General features: G+C 40.9%; 17 protein-coding genes and 1 tRNA gene. 6 read left to right on the forward strand and 12 right to left on the reverse strand.

Annotation, left to right across the window (positions count from 1 at the left end; translation table 11 throughout):
• From rnc to rpmF, 4 genes are all read right to left on the reverse strand, one after another.
• A complete protein-coding gene (gene rnc, locus G608_RS0103125) occupies positions 1 to 693 on the reverse strand; it encodes a ribonuclease III (protein ID WP_026494803.1) in 693 nt (230 codons plus the stop codon).
• Positions 694 to 763: 70 nt separating this feature from the next.
• On the reverse strand, positions 764 to 1,000 hold the full coding sequence (gene acpP, locus G608_RS0103130) for an acyl carrier protein (protein ID WP_026494804.1): 237 nt from the start codon (positions 998 to 1,000) through the stop codon (positions 764 to 766).
• A gap of 118 nt (positions 1,001 to 1,118) precedes the next feature.
• Positions 1,119 to 2,129 (reverse strand): phosphate acyltransferase PlsX, encoded by a 1,011-nt coding sequence (gene plsX, locus G608_RS0103135; RefSeq protein ID WP_026494805.1) that lies wholly within the window; start codon positions 2,127 to 2,129, stop codon positions 1,119 to 1,121.
• A 129-nt stretch (positions 2,130 to 2,258) separates the two neighbouring features.
• Complete coding sequence (rpmF, locus tag G608_RS0103140) at positions 2,259 to 2,441, reverse strand: 50S ribosomal protein L32 (protein ID WP_026490935.1); 183 nt, start codon at positions 2,439 to 2,441, stop codon at positions 2,259 to 2,261.
• A gap of 156 nt (positions 2,442 to 2,597) precedes the next feature.
• Between rpmF and G608_RS0103145 the strand changes: the two genes are divergently transcribed.
• A complete protein-coding gene (locus tag G608_RS0103145; RefSeq protein WP_026494806.1) occupies positions 2,598 to 3,452 on the forward strand; it encodes an AraC family transcriptional regulator in 855 nt (284 codons plus the stop codon).
• 96 nt (positions 3,453 to 3,548) lie between these two features.
• Here the strand turns inward: G608_RS0103145 and G608_RS0103150 are convergent, their stop codons facing one another.
• Positions 3,549 to 4,745: an acetate/propionate family kinase gene (locus G608_RS0103150; RefSeq protein ID WP_026494807.1), complete on the reverse strand. Its 1,197-nt coding sequence runs from the start codon at positions 4,743 to 4,745 to the stop codon at positions 3,549 to 3,551.
• Positions 4,746 to 4,880: 135 nt separating this feature from the next.
• Here G608_RS0103150 and G608_RS0103155 point away from each other — a divergent pair, with 135 nt between their 5' ends.
• Positions 4,881 to 6,137 (forward strand): nucleotidyltransferase, encoded by a 1,257-nt coding sequence (locus tag G608_RS0103155; protein WP_026494808.1) that lies wholly within the window; start codon positions 4,881 to 4,883, stop codon positions 6,135 to 6,137.
• Here the strand turns inward: G608_RS0103155 and G608_RS0103160 are convergent.
• Entirely contained in the window at positions 6,124 to 8,040 is a 1,917-nt protein-coding gene (locus G608_RS0103160) for a putative bifunctional diguanylate cyclase/phosphodiesterase (RefSeq protein ID WP_026494809.1), read from the reverse strand. The two genes, G608_RS0103155 and G608_RS0103160, sit on opposite strands and share 14 nt — an antisense overlap.
• Before the next feature lie 267 nt (positions 8,041 to 8,307).
• Between G608_RS0103160 and G608_RS0103165 the strand changes: the two genes are divergently transcribed.
• Together G608_RS0103165 and G608_RS23520 are read left to right on the forward strand one after the other, a co-directional pair.
• Entirely contained in the window at positions 8,308 to 10,419 is a 2,112-nt protein-coding gene (locus tag G608_RS0103165; protein ID WP_026494810.1) for a cyclic nucleotide-binding domain-containing protein, read from the forward strand.
• A gap of 60 nt (positions 10,420 to 10,479) precedes the next feature.
• Entirely contained in the window at positions 10,480 to 10,656 is a 177-nt protein-coding gene (locus G608_RS23520; RefSeq protein ID WP_196810121.1) for a DUF6472 family protein, read from the forward strand.
• Positions 10,657 to 10,713: 57 nt separating this feature from the next.
• Here the strand turns inward: G608_RS23520 and mscL are convergent, their stop codons facing one another.
• Entirely contained in the window at positions 10,714 to 11,199 is a 486-nt protein-coding gene (gene mscL, locus G608_RS0103175; RefSeq protein WP_051198092.1) for a large conductance mechanosensitive channel protein MscL, read from the reverse strand.
• A 139-nt stretch (positions 11,200 to 11,338) separates the two neighbouring features.
• Between mscL and G608_RS0103180 the strand changes: the two genes are divergently transcribed.
• Positions 11,339 to 11,409 (forward strand) — tRNA-Gly (locus G608_RS0103180).
• A gap of 61 nt (positions 11,410 to 11,470) precedes the next feature.
• On the forward strand, positions 11,471 to 12,445 hold the full coding sequence (locus G608_RS0103185) for a TolB family protein (protein ID WP_026494812.1): 975 nt from the start codon (positions 11,471 to 11,473) through the stop codon (positions 12,443 to 12,445).
• A 26-nt stretch (positions 12,446 to 12,471) separates the two neighbouring features.
• Here the strand turns inward: G608_RS0103185 and G608_RS0103190 are convergent, their stop codons facing one another.
• The 5 genes from G608_RS0103190 to G608_RS19690 form a co-directional block, all read right to left on the reverse strand.
• Positions 12,472 to 13,284: a hypothetical protein gene (locus G608_RS0103190; RefSeq protein ID WP_026494813.1), complete on the reverse strand. Its 813-nt coding sequence runs from the start codon at positions 13,282 to 13,284 to the stop codon at positions 12,472 to 12,474.
• 458 nt (positions 13,285 to 13,742) lie between these two features.
• Positions 13,743 to 15,482: a carbon starvation CstA family protein gene (locus tag G608_RS0103195; RefSeq protein WP_026494814.1), complete on the reverse strand. Its 1,740-nt coding sequence runs from the start codon at positions 15,480 to 15,482 to the stop codon at positions 13,743 to 13,745.
• 33 nt (positions 15,483 to 15,515) lie between these two features.
• Positions 15,516 to 16,088 carry a hypothetical protein gene (locus G608_RS23815; RefSeq protein WP_051208758.1) on the reverse strand — a complete coding sequence of 191 codons (573 nt, stop codon included), beginning with the start codon at positions 16,086 to 16,088 and terminating at the stop codon, positions 15,516 to 15,518.
• A 432-nt stretch (positions 16,089 to 16,520) separates the two neighbouring features.
• Positions 16,521 to 17,009 carry a hypothetical protein gene (locus tag G608_RS0103205; RefSeq protein ID WP_026494815.1) on the reverse strand — a complete coding sequence of 163 codons (489 nt, stop codon included), beginning with the start codon at positions 17,007 to 17,009 and terminating at the stop codon, positions 16,521 to 16,523.
• A gap of 18 nt (positions 17,010 to 17,027) precedes the next feature.
• Complete coding sequence (locus G608_RS19690; protein ID WP_051208760.1) at positions 17,028 to 17,822, reverse strand: class B sortase; 795 nt, start codon at positions 17,820 to 17,822, stop codon at positions 17,028 to 17,030.
• Positions 17,823 to 17,832 lie beyond the last annotated feature (10 nt).

A 17,832-nucleotide genomic window follows, 5' to 3' on the forward strand; every position in this document is an offset into this window, starting at 1 on the left:
TTACTTTTCTTTTAGTTTCAGGATAGCCTGATAAGCCGCCTTCTGCTCGGCTGCCTTCTTGGTCTTTCCTGACCCCTCTCCCAATTTTATACTGCCCACGTAAACGGCAGACTCGAATATTTTATCATGCTCAGGGCCACTTTCGCCACAAATTTCATAACGAAGTTCTCCCTTGTCGTCCTTCTGCACCATTTCCTGCAGAACTGACTTGCTATCATAAAATATCTTTTTCTCCTCGGGATTATCGAGGATATATTTCTCTATATGCTTTTTAGCTGCATCAAGACCGCTGTCGAGATAGATGGCACCGATAAGAGCCTCCATGACATCTGCGATTATTGACTCTCTGTGGCGTCCGCCTGTAGCCTCTTCACCTTTTCCAAGAAAGATATATTTATCAAGCTCGATCTCCTGCGCACAATAAGAAAGCGCAGGCTCACATACCATGGATGCGCGAAGCTTTGTCATCTCTCCTTCTTTTTTATTGGGATATTTCTCATACAGATAATGACTGGATACTAACTCAAGTACAGCATCACCCAGGAACTCTATTCTCTCGTAGTCCCTGCGCTTGTTGATTTTCTGCTCGTTAGCATAAGAGCTATGGGTAAGAGCCTGAAGAAGAAGGTTCCTATCCTTAAATGTATAGCCTATTTTATTTTCAAGTTCGGTAAGTTCCTGCTCCCCTATCATAAACAACTCCCATTTTTTATTCTAAAATCGAGTAGGAAAGATATAATCTCCCCTACTCGTGGTATTTATCTCAGGCTTCGTTTCTAGCCTTCTTAAGAAGCTCTACTGCCTCACCTACTGTTGTGATCTTCTCAGCAAGATCAGCGTCGATCTTAACATCGAACTCATCCTCGATACCCATGATGATCTGGAAAACATCAAGAGAATCTGCTCCGAGGTCATCAGTAAAAGTAGAATCAAGAGTGATCTCACCCTCATCAACATTAAGTACATCAGCAATAACTTTCTTTAACTTTTCGAATTCCATAATATTCCATCCTTTGCAAAATTTCTTTTTTATTTTATTACAAGTAATTGTAGTAACAAAAACTATAATACCATTTATTTGGGCTTACAAGTATTTTCTGCCAAGCCGGCATAAAGACTTATTCCTCAGCAGATATAGCCTGCTGAATCTTCTCTGCAATGTTCTGCTCCTTAAAGGTTACGCACTGCAAAATACTGTTCTTAACCTCTATAGCCTTGGCACTTCCGTGGGTCTTAACAACAAGACCTGAAAGACCAAGCATGGGAGCTCCGCCGTATTTTTCCGTATCATAATCCTTAAGAACTGATTTAAGCGTAGGCTTGATTAAAAGTCCGCCAATCTTAGCTCTTAAGTTGCTCATAAGGCCATTCTTAACAACCTTTAAAAGAGTCTTGGCAACGCCTTCATACATCTTAAGAACCACATTGCCTGTAAATGCCTCACATACAATAACGTCAGCAGTTCCTGCAGGTATATCTCTTGCCTCAACAGAACCGATGAAATTTATATCGGGACAGTTTTTAAGAAGCGGGAAGGTCTCCTTTACAAGTGCATTACCCTTCTCCTCCTCAGCGCCTATATTAACAATTCCAACTCTGGGATTGGAAATGCCGCATACATTCTGCATGTATACCGAACCCATCTTGGCGAACTGTACGAGATGTGAAGGTCTTGCATCTACATTAGCGCCGCAATCAATAAGAAGCGCTACGCCTTTCTCAGTAGGAATAAGCGGAGCAAGAGGTGCTCTCTCAACACCCTTAAGTCTTCCTACGATTACCTGACCACCCACAAGTGTTGCACCGGTACTTCCGGCAGAAACATAGGCATCAGCTTCGCCATGCTTAACCATAAACATAGCCTTTACTATAGACGAATCCTTCTTGGTACGAATCGCAAGCACAGGCGGTTCAGCCATTTCTATGACTTCCTCAGCATTTACAACCTCGAGTCTTTCCTTATCATAGGTATATTTAGAAAGCTCCTCGTTAACAAGCTGCTCTTTACCAACAAGAAAAATTTTAAGTCTGTCGGACTCAGCCAGAGCATCGACAGCCCCCTTAACGATCTCCCCGGGCGCATTATCTCCGCCCATTGCATCAACTGCAACTCTTACAAGTTCAGCCATTTCAACCTCCAAAAAACATTTTATTCAACTATATTATTCTATAATACAAGCGAGGGTAAAACAAGGATAAAGGGCATAAAAAAACTCGGGCTTCAATTTGAAGTCCGAGCTTTTATATCTCATTTACAATCAATCCTCGTTTGCTACAACGCTCTTCTTGTTGTAGTAGCCACATTTCTTGCAAACCTTGTGAGGCTGCATAAGCGCGCCACAGTGGCTGCACTTAACCAGTGTGGGAGCAGTCATTTTCCAGTTTGCTCTTCTCTGGTCTCTGTGACCCTTGGAAGACTTATTCTTCGGGCAGATAGACATTCGGTAACACCTCCTTACAGCGTTCATATCATGAACCATAACAAATGGTCATTTGCATTAGTCAACACACTTATGCTATTATATGCGTTGAATTCGTGATTGTCAACGATTTTTTTAACTTTGTAGATTACAAGCATAACGGAGCATCGTAAACACATGAAAGAACTCAATTCCTGCAAGGAAGCCATGCTAAACAGCATTGAAAACAAATACTTTTCTATCGCTCATCTTTATAAGGATGAGAAAGCAATGGAAATGCATATTCACGACTGCTACGAGGTCTATTTTTCCATATCCGGCGGCAAGCAGTTTCTTATAGATAATAAGGTCTACGATATAAATCCCGGAGATCTTTTCCTGATCAATCAGTACGATTCCCACTATCTCAGTCAGATTGATAAAGAGCTTCATGAACGTATTGTAATAATGATACATCCAGATTTCATGAAAAAAATATCAAGTGCCGAGACCGATCTGGACTACTGCTTCCACAGTAAGGAGCATGGCTTTGCTCACAAGCTCAGTCTCTCCCAGGAACAGCAAAACCGCTTCCTTTTCTTTATAAACAAAATACTTTCTAACAACGGTTATGGCAGGGATTTGGTTGAGCGTTCAGCTTTTACCGAGCTCTTTGTTATGATCAACAGCATAATAATTAATGCAAATAACGATACTATTATATCAGGAACCTACAACGATCAGGTAGATGCTATTTTATCCTATATTAATAAAAATATTAACAGTCCGATAAGTATCGCAAAGCTCTCAAAGGAGTTTTATATAAGCGAGAGCTATATTTGCAGGATTTTTAAGAATACTACGGGAACCACAATAAACAAGTATATGACCGCCAGAAGGATCAGTATTGCTAAATCACTTTTGGCTGAAGGCTACGGAGTAAGTGAAGTCTGTGAAAAATGCGGATTTGTGGATTACAGTAATTTCCTTAAGGCCTTTACAAAATCCGTTGGTATCTCGCCAAAGAAGTATTCTCAAAACTGCAACAAATAAATGAATTGCTATTAAATACGGCAGCTGTCAGATTTTCATGACAACTGCCGTTTTATATTATCCGTTATTTTGAATTAGATTCACTCTTAACGAAAATTACTTTGAGCAAAGCTCGTTTGTATCTCTTGCAATGGCAAGCTCCTCGTTTGTGGGAACAACAAGAACCTTAACCTTTGAATCAGGTGTTGATACAACCTTCTCTTTACCATGAACTTCATTTGCTTCCTTATCGAGGTTAACACCAAGGAAACCAAGTCTCTGGCAGATGAGATCTCTTACAAGAGGTCCGTTCTCACCAACGCCTGCTGTGAAGCAGATGCAATCTACTCCGTCCATAGCTGCTGCGTAAGCGCCGACATATTTTGCAACTCTGTAGCAGAAGGTATTGATTGCTCTGATACAGCCCTTATCGCCGTTAAAATATCCATCCTCAAGATCTCTGAAATCAGAGGATACATCACCTGAAAGGCCAAGAACACCTGACTTTTTATTGAGAAGGTTCTCTGCCTCTGCTACATCGATGCCCTCTTTTTTCATGATAAACTCAACAACGGAAGGATCGATGTCACCACTTCTGGTTCCCATGATAAGACCTTCAAGAGGTGTAAGACCCATTGATGTATCTACGCATTTGCCGTTCTTAACTGCAGAAACAGATGCACCGTTACCAAGGTGGCAAACGATAGTCTTAAGCTCGCTGTAGTCTTTTCCAAGCATATCTGCTGCTCTCTTACTTACATAAGAGTGGCTTGTGCCGTGGAAGCCGTATCTGCGGATCTTGTACTTTTCATAGAGAGCATAAGGAATTCCGTAAAGGAATGCTTCCTCGGGCATTGTCTGATGGAATGCTGTGTCAAATACTGCAACCATAGGTACGCCGGGCATAGCACTCTGGCATGCTCTGATACCGATAAGGTTTGCGGGATTGTGAAGAGGAGCAAGGTCACTTACTTCCTCGATAGCCTTAATAACATCCTCGTCAATGATAACTGACTTTGTGAATTTCTCACCGCCGTGTACGATACGATGTCCAACTGCACCTATCTCATCAAGAGACTTGATTACGCCTGTCTGTGCATCTGTAAGTGCCTCAATAACAAGAGTAATTGCGCGGTTGTGATCCGGAATAGCTGTATCCTTTGTAATCTTATCGCCATCACCGGGAGTAAAGCTTATTCTACCGTCGATGCCGATTCTCTCACAAAGGCCCTTACCTATTACCTTTTCTGAGTCTGAATCAATGAGCTGAAACTTAAGAGATGAGCTTCCGCAATTGATAACTAAAATCTTCATTATTACCTCCATGTCCATATATATTTATGGTTATTGTTTTAACTTGTGTTTTAATATTGTAGCACACTATAATGAATAAGTTATAAAACATTTACTTATTTAATTATAAAAAATCATACGTATACAGGTAATTTTATGAAGGTACTGGGGATAATCGCCGAATACAATCCATTTCATAACGGTCACGAATATGCAATCAGAGCGCTCAAAGAAAAAACAGCCTCTGATTATGTTGTCGTAGTAATGAGCGGTGACTATACCCAAAGAGGCTGCCCTGCCATCTTTGACAAGATGCTCAGAACAAAAATGGCTCTTTCCTGCGGAGCTGACCTTGTCCTGGAGCTGCCGGTTTATTACAGCACAGGAAGTGCCGAGTATTTTGCGGGCGGCGCTGTATCTGTTTTAAACGGTCTTGGCTGTGTCGATTTCCTTGGCTTTGGTTCCGAAACGGATAACCTTTTGGGAATGTCCAAAGCAGCTGAGCTTCTTGCGAACGAGCCTTTAGAGCTCAGCGATAAGATAAAGGAATACGTAAAAAGCGGCATGAGCTACGCAGCTGCAAGAGCAAGGGCTTTATCTGAAATCACCGGACTAGATACCGATTCTTTTTCTGCGCCAAACGATATCCTCGGGACAGAGTATATCAAGGCTCTTATTTTGCAGGGAAGCTCTATTAAGCCTGTTTCCATAAAAAGAGAAGGCGCTGGTTATCACGATACCGATGCTGAAGGCACGCTGTCCTCTGCTGAGTCCATAAGAAAGCTTCTGGAAGGAAGTGATATTTTGGAGAATGATAACGGTCAGTCTGTTCTGTCAGTTATTTCGCAAAACGTCCCTGAAGATGTTTTTTCCATTATCAAAAACCATCTTACAAATAATGAAAAGGCCATAATGACCGTTGATGATTTATCCTGTTTTCTTCATTACAAGCTTCTACTGCATAAAAACAGTGGTTACACTGCTTTTGCAGATGTAAGCTCTGACCTTTCAGATAAAATTGCTGCGAATTTAAAGGATTATAAACAGATATCAGCTTTTATCATAAAGCTTAAGAGCAAGGATATCGCATATACAAGGATAAGCCGCGCACTTTTACATATACTTCTTGATATAAAGGCTGAGAATTTATCCGAATATGCAGGTGATAAGACTGAGTTTACTTCCTATGCAAGAATTCTGGGCCTCAATAAGAACGCCTCTCCTCTACTGAAAAAAATACAGGAATGCTCTCGCATCCCTGTTATTTCACGACTTTCCGATTCAGTTAAGGTTCTTGATGATATGCAGCTAAGACTCCTTAATGAGACTTTGCTTGCATCAAATATATATGATCTTGCACTTGGAAAAACTGAATTTTCCGAGTTCTCCAAGTCTGTAATTACCCTGCAGTAACCTGATCCGGGAATATTTCGGAAGGCATCGGCTTTGCGAAATAATAGCCCTGGATCATCTCGCAGCGAAGCTTTCTGATATAGTCGTACTGCTCCTGGGTCTCAACACCCTCTACTACTATCTCCAAGCCAAGTCTCTTTGCCATCTGAACTACTGATTCAAGTACTATCATGCCTCTTTCGCTATTTTCAATATTCCTAAGGAAATACATATCAATTTTTACCACATCAATAGGCATATCCTTGAACATATTAAGGTTCGAATATCCACTTCCAAAATCATCCATCATAATTACAAAGCCCGCTTCACGAAGGCGTTTTAATGTATTTATGATGTTTCCGATATTTTCACTGAAAGCACTTTCTGTAAGCTCTATCTTGATGAGGTTGTGATCCAGCTCGTATTTATCAACGATTGCAATTATATCTTCAACAATTCCCGGATGCTCCACATCAACTCTGGAAAAATTAACCGACACGGGAACTATGTCGATGCCAACTTCGTTCCAGTCTCTTAGCATCCTGCAGACGTCTTCAAGGACATATAAATCAAGCTCAGTAACAAAGCCGTTCTTTTCAAGAATCGGAATGAAATCTGAAGGATTAATCATCTGGTTTTTAGAATCGATCCATCTGACAAGGGCCTCGGCGCTGACTCTTTCTCTTGTCATGGTGTTACAGACAGGCTGCAGATAAACCTTGAATTCCCTCTCAGCAATAGCATTTCTGACCTTCTGCTCTACAGCTTTTCTGTGTTCATCCTCTTTTCTGATATCGTTGTCATAAAACGCTACGTTGGTCTTAAAATTACCGGATACCCATTTTAGCGCATAGCCTGCGTGATCAAGCATACTGTCTATATCATTATCGCCTTCCTCAAGCCTGTATGCACCGGCATAGAAGGAAACAGCATAATCCAGTCCCGTAAGAGGATTTTGTATGAAGTCCGGGATATTTGATTCAGCCATGGTATTGATGGATAGCTCTTCATCTGTAAGTACAGCGAAGGTATCTCCGCCAATTCTGCCGCACACCGCCTTGTGCTTGTTCTGCTCCACAGCTTTCTTTACATTATCTGCCAAAAGGAGCAAAACCTTATCGCCATTATCCATACCGGTACGCTCGTTGAGCTCCTGCATGTGATAAATCTGAATTTTTATCATGCTATAGCCGGTCATGTCCTGCTTGTGCATCAGTTCATCACAGGCTCTGATGAAGCCTATTCTGTTGTTAAGCCCCGTCAGATCATCTATGGTTACATCAATAAAGCAGAACACAACAATGAGAAGCGCAACGCTAAGAGCCAGTACAAGGCCGGTAATTGATGCCTCCGGGAACAGCACCTGATAAACGACATTAAAGATCGTCACAAAAAACAGCACAACCAGCATCCTTAATCTCATGATTCCCAGGAATCTCTTATGTTTTAATGCGCAGTCTCCGACAATTATTGCGCAGTAAAGGTAAAACAAAAGCACACCATAGGTACCAATTCCCTGGGAATATTCCATGGTTTCTTTATCAAGCTTAAAGAAAAAGTCAAAGAACATATTTCCAACAGTTGCAAGAACAAGCATTGCATAAAGAGGAATTCTCAAAATGAGCGGGTTACATTTTTCACCGCATATCTCATAAAAATACAGCGTAGCCCTGTATGGGAACATGAAAACCACAATAAAATACAGAACAAGCAGAAAATATGTGACAAACCAGGTTCCGGGATTTTTCAGTTTTATAAAGAGAATGGTTGCGAAGTCCAGAGTATTATAAGCAATTGCAAGCATGATTAATAACTTCAGATAAACACTGAAGTTTTTCATGAACTTTGGTCTTAGCCATGCACATATTAAGCTGGTAAGTATAACCATTATTCCGGCTACGTCGAACTGATTAGAATAAACCATACTTAACCTCTGCAAAATACCGAGCAGAACATCAGATTATTTTTAAATAAAAAAACACAGGGTATAAGAGACCCCGTTAGAAACGTTATCTCTCCTCCCTGTTCTTATAAACATAATATTATCATTTTTAATAAGTTTCAATCCATTTTGTGTAATTGCGATAAAATTTCTATTTAATTTGAATTATGTTTACCAAACTTTAATGAATTGTGTATGAAAAATCATTTATAATATTTATAACTATACAATTTCGATAAGGGGGTTCTTATGGGGCTCGTTAATCTTAAGGCAAATGAGATTATCCATAAAAAGGGCGATACAGTCGAAACAATAGAAATTGTCGTTAAAGGAAAGGTCTGCGTAACTATTGACGGTGAATCGATAACTGTCGAAGTGGGCGGAATACTTGGTGCTGCCGAGCATCCCGGAAAAAAGTATGCCTTCACCTACACCTCAATGGAGGAATCAGCTGTTTATTCATACCCCTATTCTTCTCAGGACGACCTTTATAAGGTAGTCAGCTCAAACCCTAAAATATCCCCGATCCTTGCCGCTCAGACCATCAAGATAATCGTAAGCTCCATCGACAAATACAACGATGACTACGATAAAATTTGCGCCGAAATCGAGCAGATAAAAAAGGATGCGCAGGAATACCCTGTAATGGCTATTTCTGTCGGTCAGGAAGTTGAGCATTTCCCGGAAATTGAAAATGTAAATCCTCCGGAGAAGGTTTCTGCTCTCTCAGAATGGCAGGAAAAATTCTACAGAACTATGGCTTCAAAAGAGGATCTTCTAAAAAAATACTGCTATGGCTTATCAGCAGATATCGCCAACGGTATGATACTGTATTCCATTCAGGCTCTGTCCTTCAATGCGGCCTGTAGGCTGGAGCTTGCAGAATACTATGAAAACATGACAAAGCAGGTTGCTAAATTTAAATCAACCATGCAGCTTGTCAGAGCTAAAGCTAACGACATGAAGCGTAACGGCACTGAAGGTCAGGCCACAGACATAGATATAAAAGATGCTCTGAATACAATTCTTCAATACGCTGATGCCGACGAAAAAGCAACAGCAAACTTCAGAGAGATAATCAAGGAATTCAAGGCTACTCCCGGAAGATATGACTCTTCTGATGAGAGCAGAGCTTTAAGACGAAAGGTAGCTCAGGATTATTACACAATCTATACCTCTGCTTTCCTTCGAAGCCTCAGCGATCCTATGGTTCCGTCCGAGGTTATGATGTTCCTTATGTTCGGCTTTGTGGATGAGGAGCTTGCAGGTCTTGAAAACACGAGGCAGCTCTATGTTTTAATGAAAACCTATAAGCCCGACCCTGAAGGTCTTGTGATGACCTGCTATGAGTGGCTTAAGAAGGTATACGGAATGCAGCGTGAGCCCTCAAGAAATGAATTCGATGAGGACTACTTCACTGCTCTTCGCACCCTGAAAACAAGTGGTGATATATCCGAAGCTCAGATGGAAGAAATGAAGATGGATCCCCTTGAAAGACTCAAATTCGAGGTAAAGAATCTACTTGCCCTTGGTAACAGAATGAGCTTTGGACGCCCCTCCATGTACGTTCCTGTTTTTGATTCGGAAAATGTGGTACGTCCACTTGATACCGCTTATGTTGATTACAAAAAAATTCATGATTTTTATGACTATATCCGCTCTGTTGATTATTCTGTTTTCTGCAGAGGCGGACTGTATTCAAATGTCGAAATAAATGTACCGCAGGTTCTTCTAAACGAAGACGTAACGCCTATAATGATTCTTATGCCAAATATGGGAAGCAGAGCCGCTGTATGGCAGGAAATTGAAGGCAAAAAGCGAAACACTCCCGCAAGACTTATAATTTCCATCTTTAATACTGAGACACTTGATGATATTCTTATTAAGTTGTGTGGTGAGTTCCGCTGGGAGATGTGTAAGACCGAGCAGGGTGTTCACTGGAACGATGTAACAGATCCTTCTCTTACATCCATGTACTGTGATTATCTGCAGTTTTACAAGAAGAACCACTCTCTTTCTACAGACATGAAGGAAAAGCTGAAAACCCAGCTTCAGAAATTCAACAACAACTACAAGAATGTATTTGTCAGCGATTACATCAGCTATATTAAGTTTGAAGCCAACGCTTCACCCCGCCTTAACAAGATTGCCAGGGAAATCCTCTTCACCTTCTGCCCCTTCTCCAAGGAGCTTCGTGAAAAGATGGCGGACAATCCTCAATACGGCGAGCTGATAAAGAAGTTCACAGCCCACAATGCCGGTCTTGCAAGGCCTCTTACCAATATCATGAAGAGGCTGCAAAATGAAGGCATTGAAATACCTGATGAGCTTAAGACACAATACGAATTTTTCAAAAAATAACAACCATGCTGCCGCTTAATTCCGTGCAGCAATACTATGAAATTTGCGAGGTAAAGATTTATGCAAATGCACTGTGATGACTGCACCTACTATGAATACGATGAAGACGACGAAGCATACTACTGCGGCGTCAACATGGATGAGGACGATTACGCCAAGCTGATGAATAACTCTCACAGCGAATGTCCTTACTACAGAAATAATAATGAGTACGAAGTTGTAAAACATCAGATGTGATAACTATGTAAAACGAGCCCCGGATTGAATTTCCGGGGCTCGAGTTAGTTTTGTGATTTATTTAAGATCAGATGTGCAGCAAGGGCACTTTGTTGCTTCGATGTTGATCTCGCTCTTGCAGTGAGGGCAGATCTTGGTTGTAGGAGCTGCCTCCTCTTCTTCCTTCTTAACGCGATCGCTGAGCTTATTCAGTGACTTAACGATACAGAAGATAACCAGAGCCATTAACAGGAAATTGATGATAGCTGTGATGAATACACCATAGTTAAGTGTTGCTGCTCCTGCTTCCTGAGCTGCTGCAAGTGTGCTGTAGCTTGATCCGTCAAGAGATACAAACCAGTTAGAGAAATCGATTCCACCTGTAAGCATGCTGATAATCGGCATTATAATGTCATTTACAAGAGAATTGATGATTCCCTGGAATGCTCCACCGATGATAACACCGACTGCCAGATCCATTACGTTGCCACGCATGATAAACTCACGGAACTCGTTAGCAAATCCCTTACCTTTTTCTACTGCTTTTGCCTTATCTACTGCCATAACACTACCTCCCAACAAAATATTTTCAAATAAAATATTACTTGTTCATACCACTTGAAATTATAGCACAATTTGGCTATTATTAAATAGTTGTTTGAACAATTACTTGAATAAAATGTAGTTGTTAACAGCAATACTTGCAGGACTAGTACATCGGTAGTATGTCAGCTTCCCAAGCTGAAGAGGCGGGTTCGACTCCCGTGTTCTGCTTAGCCTCAAAGTCGCATGGTTATGCGGTTTTGAGGCTTTTTTCAAAGAGAGGGGACTTTTTATGAGACATATCTATTCTTACTTTCTGTCACTTATCACGATAATCGTTATCTCATCAGCGCCGACAATAGCTCATGCGGCAGAAAAGCCGAAAGGAAAAATAGTTTACCACTCATATTCAGACTATAATGCCCAGGATAGCAACATATATCTGTATGATTTTGGCTCAGATACCCTTGCATGCCTGAGCACTAATTGGAGTGACATTAAAAATCCCATGAATGCCTGCTTTAGAAAAGACGGAAAAGCAATCACTTTCATGGGACAGACTACTGATGATGAATGGGATATCTATGAGTATACCTTTGGAGAAAAAAATCCCCGCAATCTTACTAAAGGTAACGGTCTTGATGATGAGGATCCAAAATATGATCCCAAGGGAAAATATATAATTTTTAAGCAAAGTAATCCAAAGGGAAAGGGAACAAGAATTGTAAGATACAGCCTTAAATCCTCCAGGCAAAAGGTACTGATCACAGGTTCTTCCGAAAAGTCCATGCCCTACTACAGTAAAAATGGAAAGAAGATTTTTTACGTAGAAGGAAAGGGGAAAAACATGTTTATAAAGGTAGCATCTGCCGGCAATAAAAATGGCACTTCTTCCAAAGAGAATCGTTCCCTTTATAAAGAGGCCGGAGTTCAGTCCTACTATCCTATAGTAAGCGACAACGGAAAATATCTGTACTTCTCGAAAGGCTATAATAAGTGCAACAGGGTAGATCAGATCATCAGATATAATCTAAAAACAGGAAAAGCAAAATCCTTAAAATGTAACAGCAGGCACTATGATTGCTCAGATGCCTGCTGTGTTTCCTCAAAATATATAATTGTAAGCAGCTCCAAAAAGGGAGGCCGTGGTGGTTATGACCTATACCTTGTCAATGTAAAAACCGGAGCCATGACAAGTCTCTCTGCTTTTAATCAGAACATAAATACACCCCTGGAAGAACTTGGCTGCGATTACTATGATGGCTGATAAAGATAAAATGCCACCTTTATCATTTACTTCTCATAGTTCACAAGCTTATATAAGACAAAGTCTCTGTATTCAATAGTCTTTGAATACTTGTCCTTGTAATAGATACGGAATTTGGTCTGCGCATTCATTTCATGGCTTGAAACTTCATAACCATAGAACTTAAATGCGACTTTATATGCCACATTTGACAAAGCTACCGATGATCCGTTTTTTACCTTTTTAATATCTTTTACGGTTTCTATTTCGCCATTTTCCTTTGTCGCATGCTTATAGGATATCTTTTCTATTCGCACAAGTTTGTATCCCGGAGTCATGGTAACTTTAAACTTTCCTTTTGCAGGATAGTTCATTCTGGGAAACTCATCAAGTGCAGGATACGGAATCTGTTTACCTCCAAAGGTTATCTTCTTAATGGGGTAATCGTCGTAAGCATAGACCATGATTTTCTTTTTCTCACGACTTCCATCCTCTTTTACAATATCAAAGGTGACCTTGTATTTTCCTGCCTTTAAAGCGTAAAATCCCATATCAATTTCAGTGGTCAGCTCGTTATTTCTGTAGGCGGTTAATGTTTGAGTATTGAAAGTCTTAAACTTCTTACTATAAGTTTTTATGCTCTCTACATGTACTGCTCCATCATATTCTGCCTCCATAGCGTGATTGAAAGCAGAATCTACTCTGATCCTTATTCTTTTAGGTGTATAGTTACGGGGCGGATAGGTATCTCTCACCGAAAACTGAACTGCTTTAGCAGTAATGGCATGGTTCCCGTTTACGAGTAATATCGCTGCAAATAATAGGGCTAATAATCCTGTCCACTTATTCCTGGTTTTCATTTTTAATCCTCTCGTTGTTTTATTACGTGGAAAATATTGTTTTTCTTTTTTCATCCCCGTAATTTTTAGCCATTTTTCCGCCATTCTTACGTGGATGAATCTCATTTCTCTAAGCACCCCCGTAATCCTGAGCCTTTTTTTCCGCCAATCTTACGTGGATAAATCACATTTTCCCATTCATCCCCGTAATCCACTTCACCATTTCCTGATTTTCTTACGTGAATAAATATTGTTTTTCACGATACCCACGTAATTCAAAACAGCAACTGTAAAAAACTAAAAAGCAGCTAATGATTGACCGACCTTCCATAAATCATTTGACACTACCCAAAAATATTGAATGTTGCAGAACACAACAGAATAAGTTTTAGCATTCCGTGTGAATATACGCAATAAAAAAGGCGCATGTTCCATAAGGCTCATGCACCTTTTGTCCTTTAATTATGTTATGAAATTACTTATGCTGCCTTCTTTGCACTCTTTTCAACATACTGACCGTAAAGTGTCTTTGCTGCGATTCCTGCAAGTACCAGTGAAAGAACGATCAGAAGTACTGCGATAGCTGACTGGATGAGGGCCCAAACATCAGCTGCTCCGCTAAGGTATGCTGTCATCTTTGCCATAATTGTCTGAACCAGCGAGCAGATAGTTACTGCAAGCATGAATACCATGGGAACATAGAACATCTTGTTGTTCTTTCCAACCTGACCAAGCCATGTGCATACTGCAAGAAGTCCGATAGCTGCAAGAAGCTGGTTAGCTGCACCAAAGAGAGGCCAAATCTTTGTATAACCTGTCATACCAAGGCTTACACCAAGTACAACTGTGATAGCTGTTGCTACGTAAGGATTAGCAAGAACCTTTTTGTAGCCTGCAAGATCCTTCTTGTCAACATCCTGATCCACGAAGAATTCCTGGAACATATATCTTGCAAGGCGTGTAGCTGTATCAAGCGATGTAAGGCAGAAAACTGAAACTGCAAGGATCAGCATCTGGTACATGATGTTTTGGAGACCGGGTGCGAAGGATCCGATCATCGCTGATAAGCCGCCTGCAAATACCTGAGTGGGGCTAGCGTAAGCACCCTCAGCTGCTGCGCTCCATACGAAGCCGATAGCACAAAGTGAAATAACTGCAACTGCACACTCGATAAGCATTGAACCATAAGCTACAGGCTGTGCGTGCTTCTCGTTGTCAAGCTGCTTAGCTGTTGTTCCTGAAGATACAAGTGAGTGGAAACCTGAAATAGCTCCACATGCAATTGTCACGAAAAGTGCAGGGAAAGCTGTACCTGTTGTAAATACGCCTGTTCCCTTAAGTGCTGCATCACCGAAAGCAGGTACTGAGAAGCTTCCGTTTCCTGTTACAACGCCGCCGATAACTGCGATCACGCCTGCTGCGATCATGAAGTAAAGCAGGAATGAGCTAAGGTAATCTCTGGGCTGAAGCAGAATCCATACAGGAGTTACGCTGGCAACAAGGATATATGCTCCAACGATCCACATCCATGAATTGTAAGTAAGTGAAATCGGATGGAAATTAAGACCGATTGCCACGATTGCTGCGATACCTGCAACGCCAAGAACTGATGCTACAACGATGTTGGTATTTTTTCTGTAAACAAAGTATCCAAAGGCCATTGCCAGACCGATGAACAGAATAGAAATCATAGCGGTTGACTCATTAGCTGCAAGAGCTGCTCCCTCTACTGCTGCGCCTGCTGAGGTTGTGCTGCCGAAGGTGCTTGCAACGATTGAGCTGAAAGCTGCAACAACAAGAAGCAGTGTCAGATAACCAAAGGTAAGGAAAAGTCTCTTAGCTTTTCTTCCCATTGAATCATCGATGATCTCACCGATTGACTGTCCCTTGTGACGAAGTGATGCTACAAGAGCTCCAAAATCATGAACTCCACCAAAGAAAATTCCTCCGATAAGAACCCAGAGTAAAACAGGTACCCAACCAAAAACCGCTGCCTGGATAGGTCCGTTGATCGGGCCTGCACCTGCGATAGATGAAAAATGATGTCCCATAACTACGGGTGTTTTTGCAGGAACATAATCCATACCGTCCTCAAGCTCGTGAGCCGGTGTTTTCCTACTGGGATCAATCCCCCACTGTTTTGCAAGATATCCGCCATATACCACGTAACCTACGGCAAGTATGGCTAAACTTGCGATCAAAAGTACTGCTGCATTCATTACTTCTCTCCTCCTTATTCCCCATTATGTATATCAACAGGCTATTTCACCTGAAGATGGGCTTGTTTCCTTTCTCCCCTGTTTATCAAATACATCCTGCAAAAGCTTTCTCATATCCTTTGCATTGGAATTTGTAACAATTTCCTCTGACTTCATGGAAACCGCTGCAATCCTGGCTTCACTGTGTCCCCTGAAGTTAAACATATAGCCTTTATCAAACTTAAATTTCTTAACTTCCTTTTTTACTTCATCAGAAATCTCATCATCTGTCAGGATAACGAAGGTCAGATAGCTGCACATATGGTCCTTTTCAGGATATTTGCCGCCCTTCCTTACAAGCTGCGGCTCAATGGTCTGTGTAATCTGCTCTCTGATTAAATCAAAAGTAGCTGCGTTTAATGTATCTTCCTCTATGAAAAAAACATGCTCAAATGCATTCACAGCCCAGAGCTGAGCTTCCTTTCTAAGTACGTATTTTTCACTGAAGGAATGAAAATACGCATAGGCAGGATAAACAGCATTCCCTAATTTGAAATTTTCAGTTATATCGAAATTTACCCGATAGCGGTAAAGAAGGTCTTTCAGATAATCCCCTTTTGATATCATTTTCTCTCTCCCTGAAACCCGATTTTAATCAATTAAACTTAATCAAGTTTCTTGATGTTTTTATACAAAACAACTTAGAAAATACTTTATCACTTTGACGCGTTATTGCAAGATGACAAAATTAATCTCTTATTATATTAATTTTGTAATGTCTTTTCCTGTTTGGAATTATCCAGAAGCGGTCAGAATTATTTAGATCTGTAAAAACTAAAAACCGCAGCCTATAGCCGCGGTCCTCAGTCACATTGGTTATTCTTCCGGTGCTGTTCTGGGAACGAACCAGATAACACCGACTGCGATCAAAAAGACGATCGCTGCTAAAACATGAACCATAAATCCTACTCCCCTCATATTCGGTTTCACTTACTGTCATTATATCGGATAATTTATGGAAAGTTTATAGCCAATTTATAAGTATTTTTAAATTAATTCTTAAACATTTTTGCCAAATCGCCCTGCAAGCAGAGTTGTAAGGAATACGGAAAGGCTTGCCAGCATAACTATAAAGGTAATGGCAATCCTGTTGTCATCTCCTGTCTTTGGCAGATCGTTGGTGGTTGTGGCCACGGTTGCTGCAACCGGAGTTGATTCAGATGTTGCGGCACTTACTGATGTTGCAGGAGTTGATGCAGCAGATGATGCAGATGATGCAGCATTTGTGCTTGTGGCTTTATTTGAAGTGCTTGCTTTACTTGATGCATTATTTGAAGCCTTGCTTGATGATGTTCCTGAGCTTGCGCTTTCTGCCGCAGCCGCTTCCTCTGCCTTCTCCTTATCGGAATCCTTCTCATCATCAAGAAGTCCCGCATCGTAGTTGTCCTTTATATCAACTTTAACTGCATAGGCTTTCTGTCCCATAGCCGGAGCCATAAGCAAGAGTACAAATATCTGTATTGCAAGCAATATCCTTATTTTTCTCATATTTAACTCCCCTTTTCTCTAGCAGACTCTTTTTGCAACTACCAGAAGTCTTCCGTTTTTCATGGTGTAATCACAGGTCGATAATGTCAAAAGCTCATCGCCGTAGGTGGCGGTTGCCGCAATCTTGTGAAGGGATCTGGCCTTCAGATTGGCAACATAGGTATCAAAGGTTTCTTTATCATCAAGATTGATGTAATCGGAATACTTAAAGCCATTTTCGCCGTTCGCCGATGTATCAAGAACAGCTATCACCTCATAAAACCTCTGCTCCGTAGCAGTATCAAGCTCAAAGGCCTGATGCTTTCGCATATACTGCTCGTCCTTAAAATACTTAAGAGTTCCAAAAATCGCACCGGATTTCATGTTGTGTCCATGTATAAGAAGATGATTATCGTTTAAATCGCTGTTACATCTCTTATCAAGAACAAGAAGTCCGTTCCTGTCTGCATTTTTGAAAAAATCATGCTCAAGATAGTAGTCGTTGTCATCCTCCTTGAACATTATAGGGTAATCGATGACCGTTCCCTGTATCCGAAGCCATCCCTTCATATCGGAATTCTTTTTTGTAAGATATTCCATCTTAAGAGTAACGAGATTGGTGTTTTCCTCTTCAGGATCCGCACCGGCTGCAATAACCTTGTTGTTTTTCTGAACAGTTACGGAGGCCATTGCCTGAACCTTTTTCATGTTGGCACTGCTCTTTTGCTCTGAGTACATCTGAACAGCAAAAACACCCGTACCCGCTATAAAAGTGATACAGGACAATGCAAGAATGGTTCTTCTTATAGTTTTTGCTATAGTACCCTTTCGCATAAGCAATTCC

It is taken from the genome of Butyrivibrio sp. WCD3002 (assembly GCF_000424265.1).
Classification (GTDB): domain Bacteria; phylum Bacillota; class Clostridia; order Lachnospirales; family Lachnospiraceae; genus Butyrivibrio.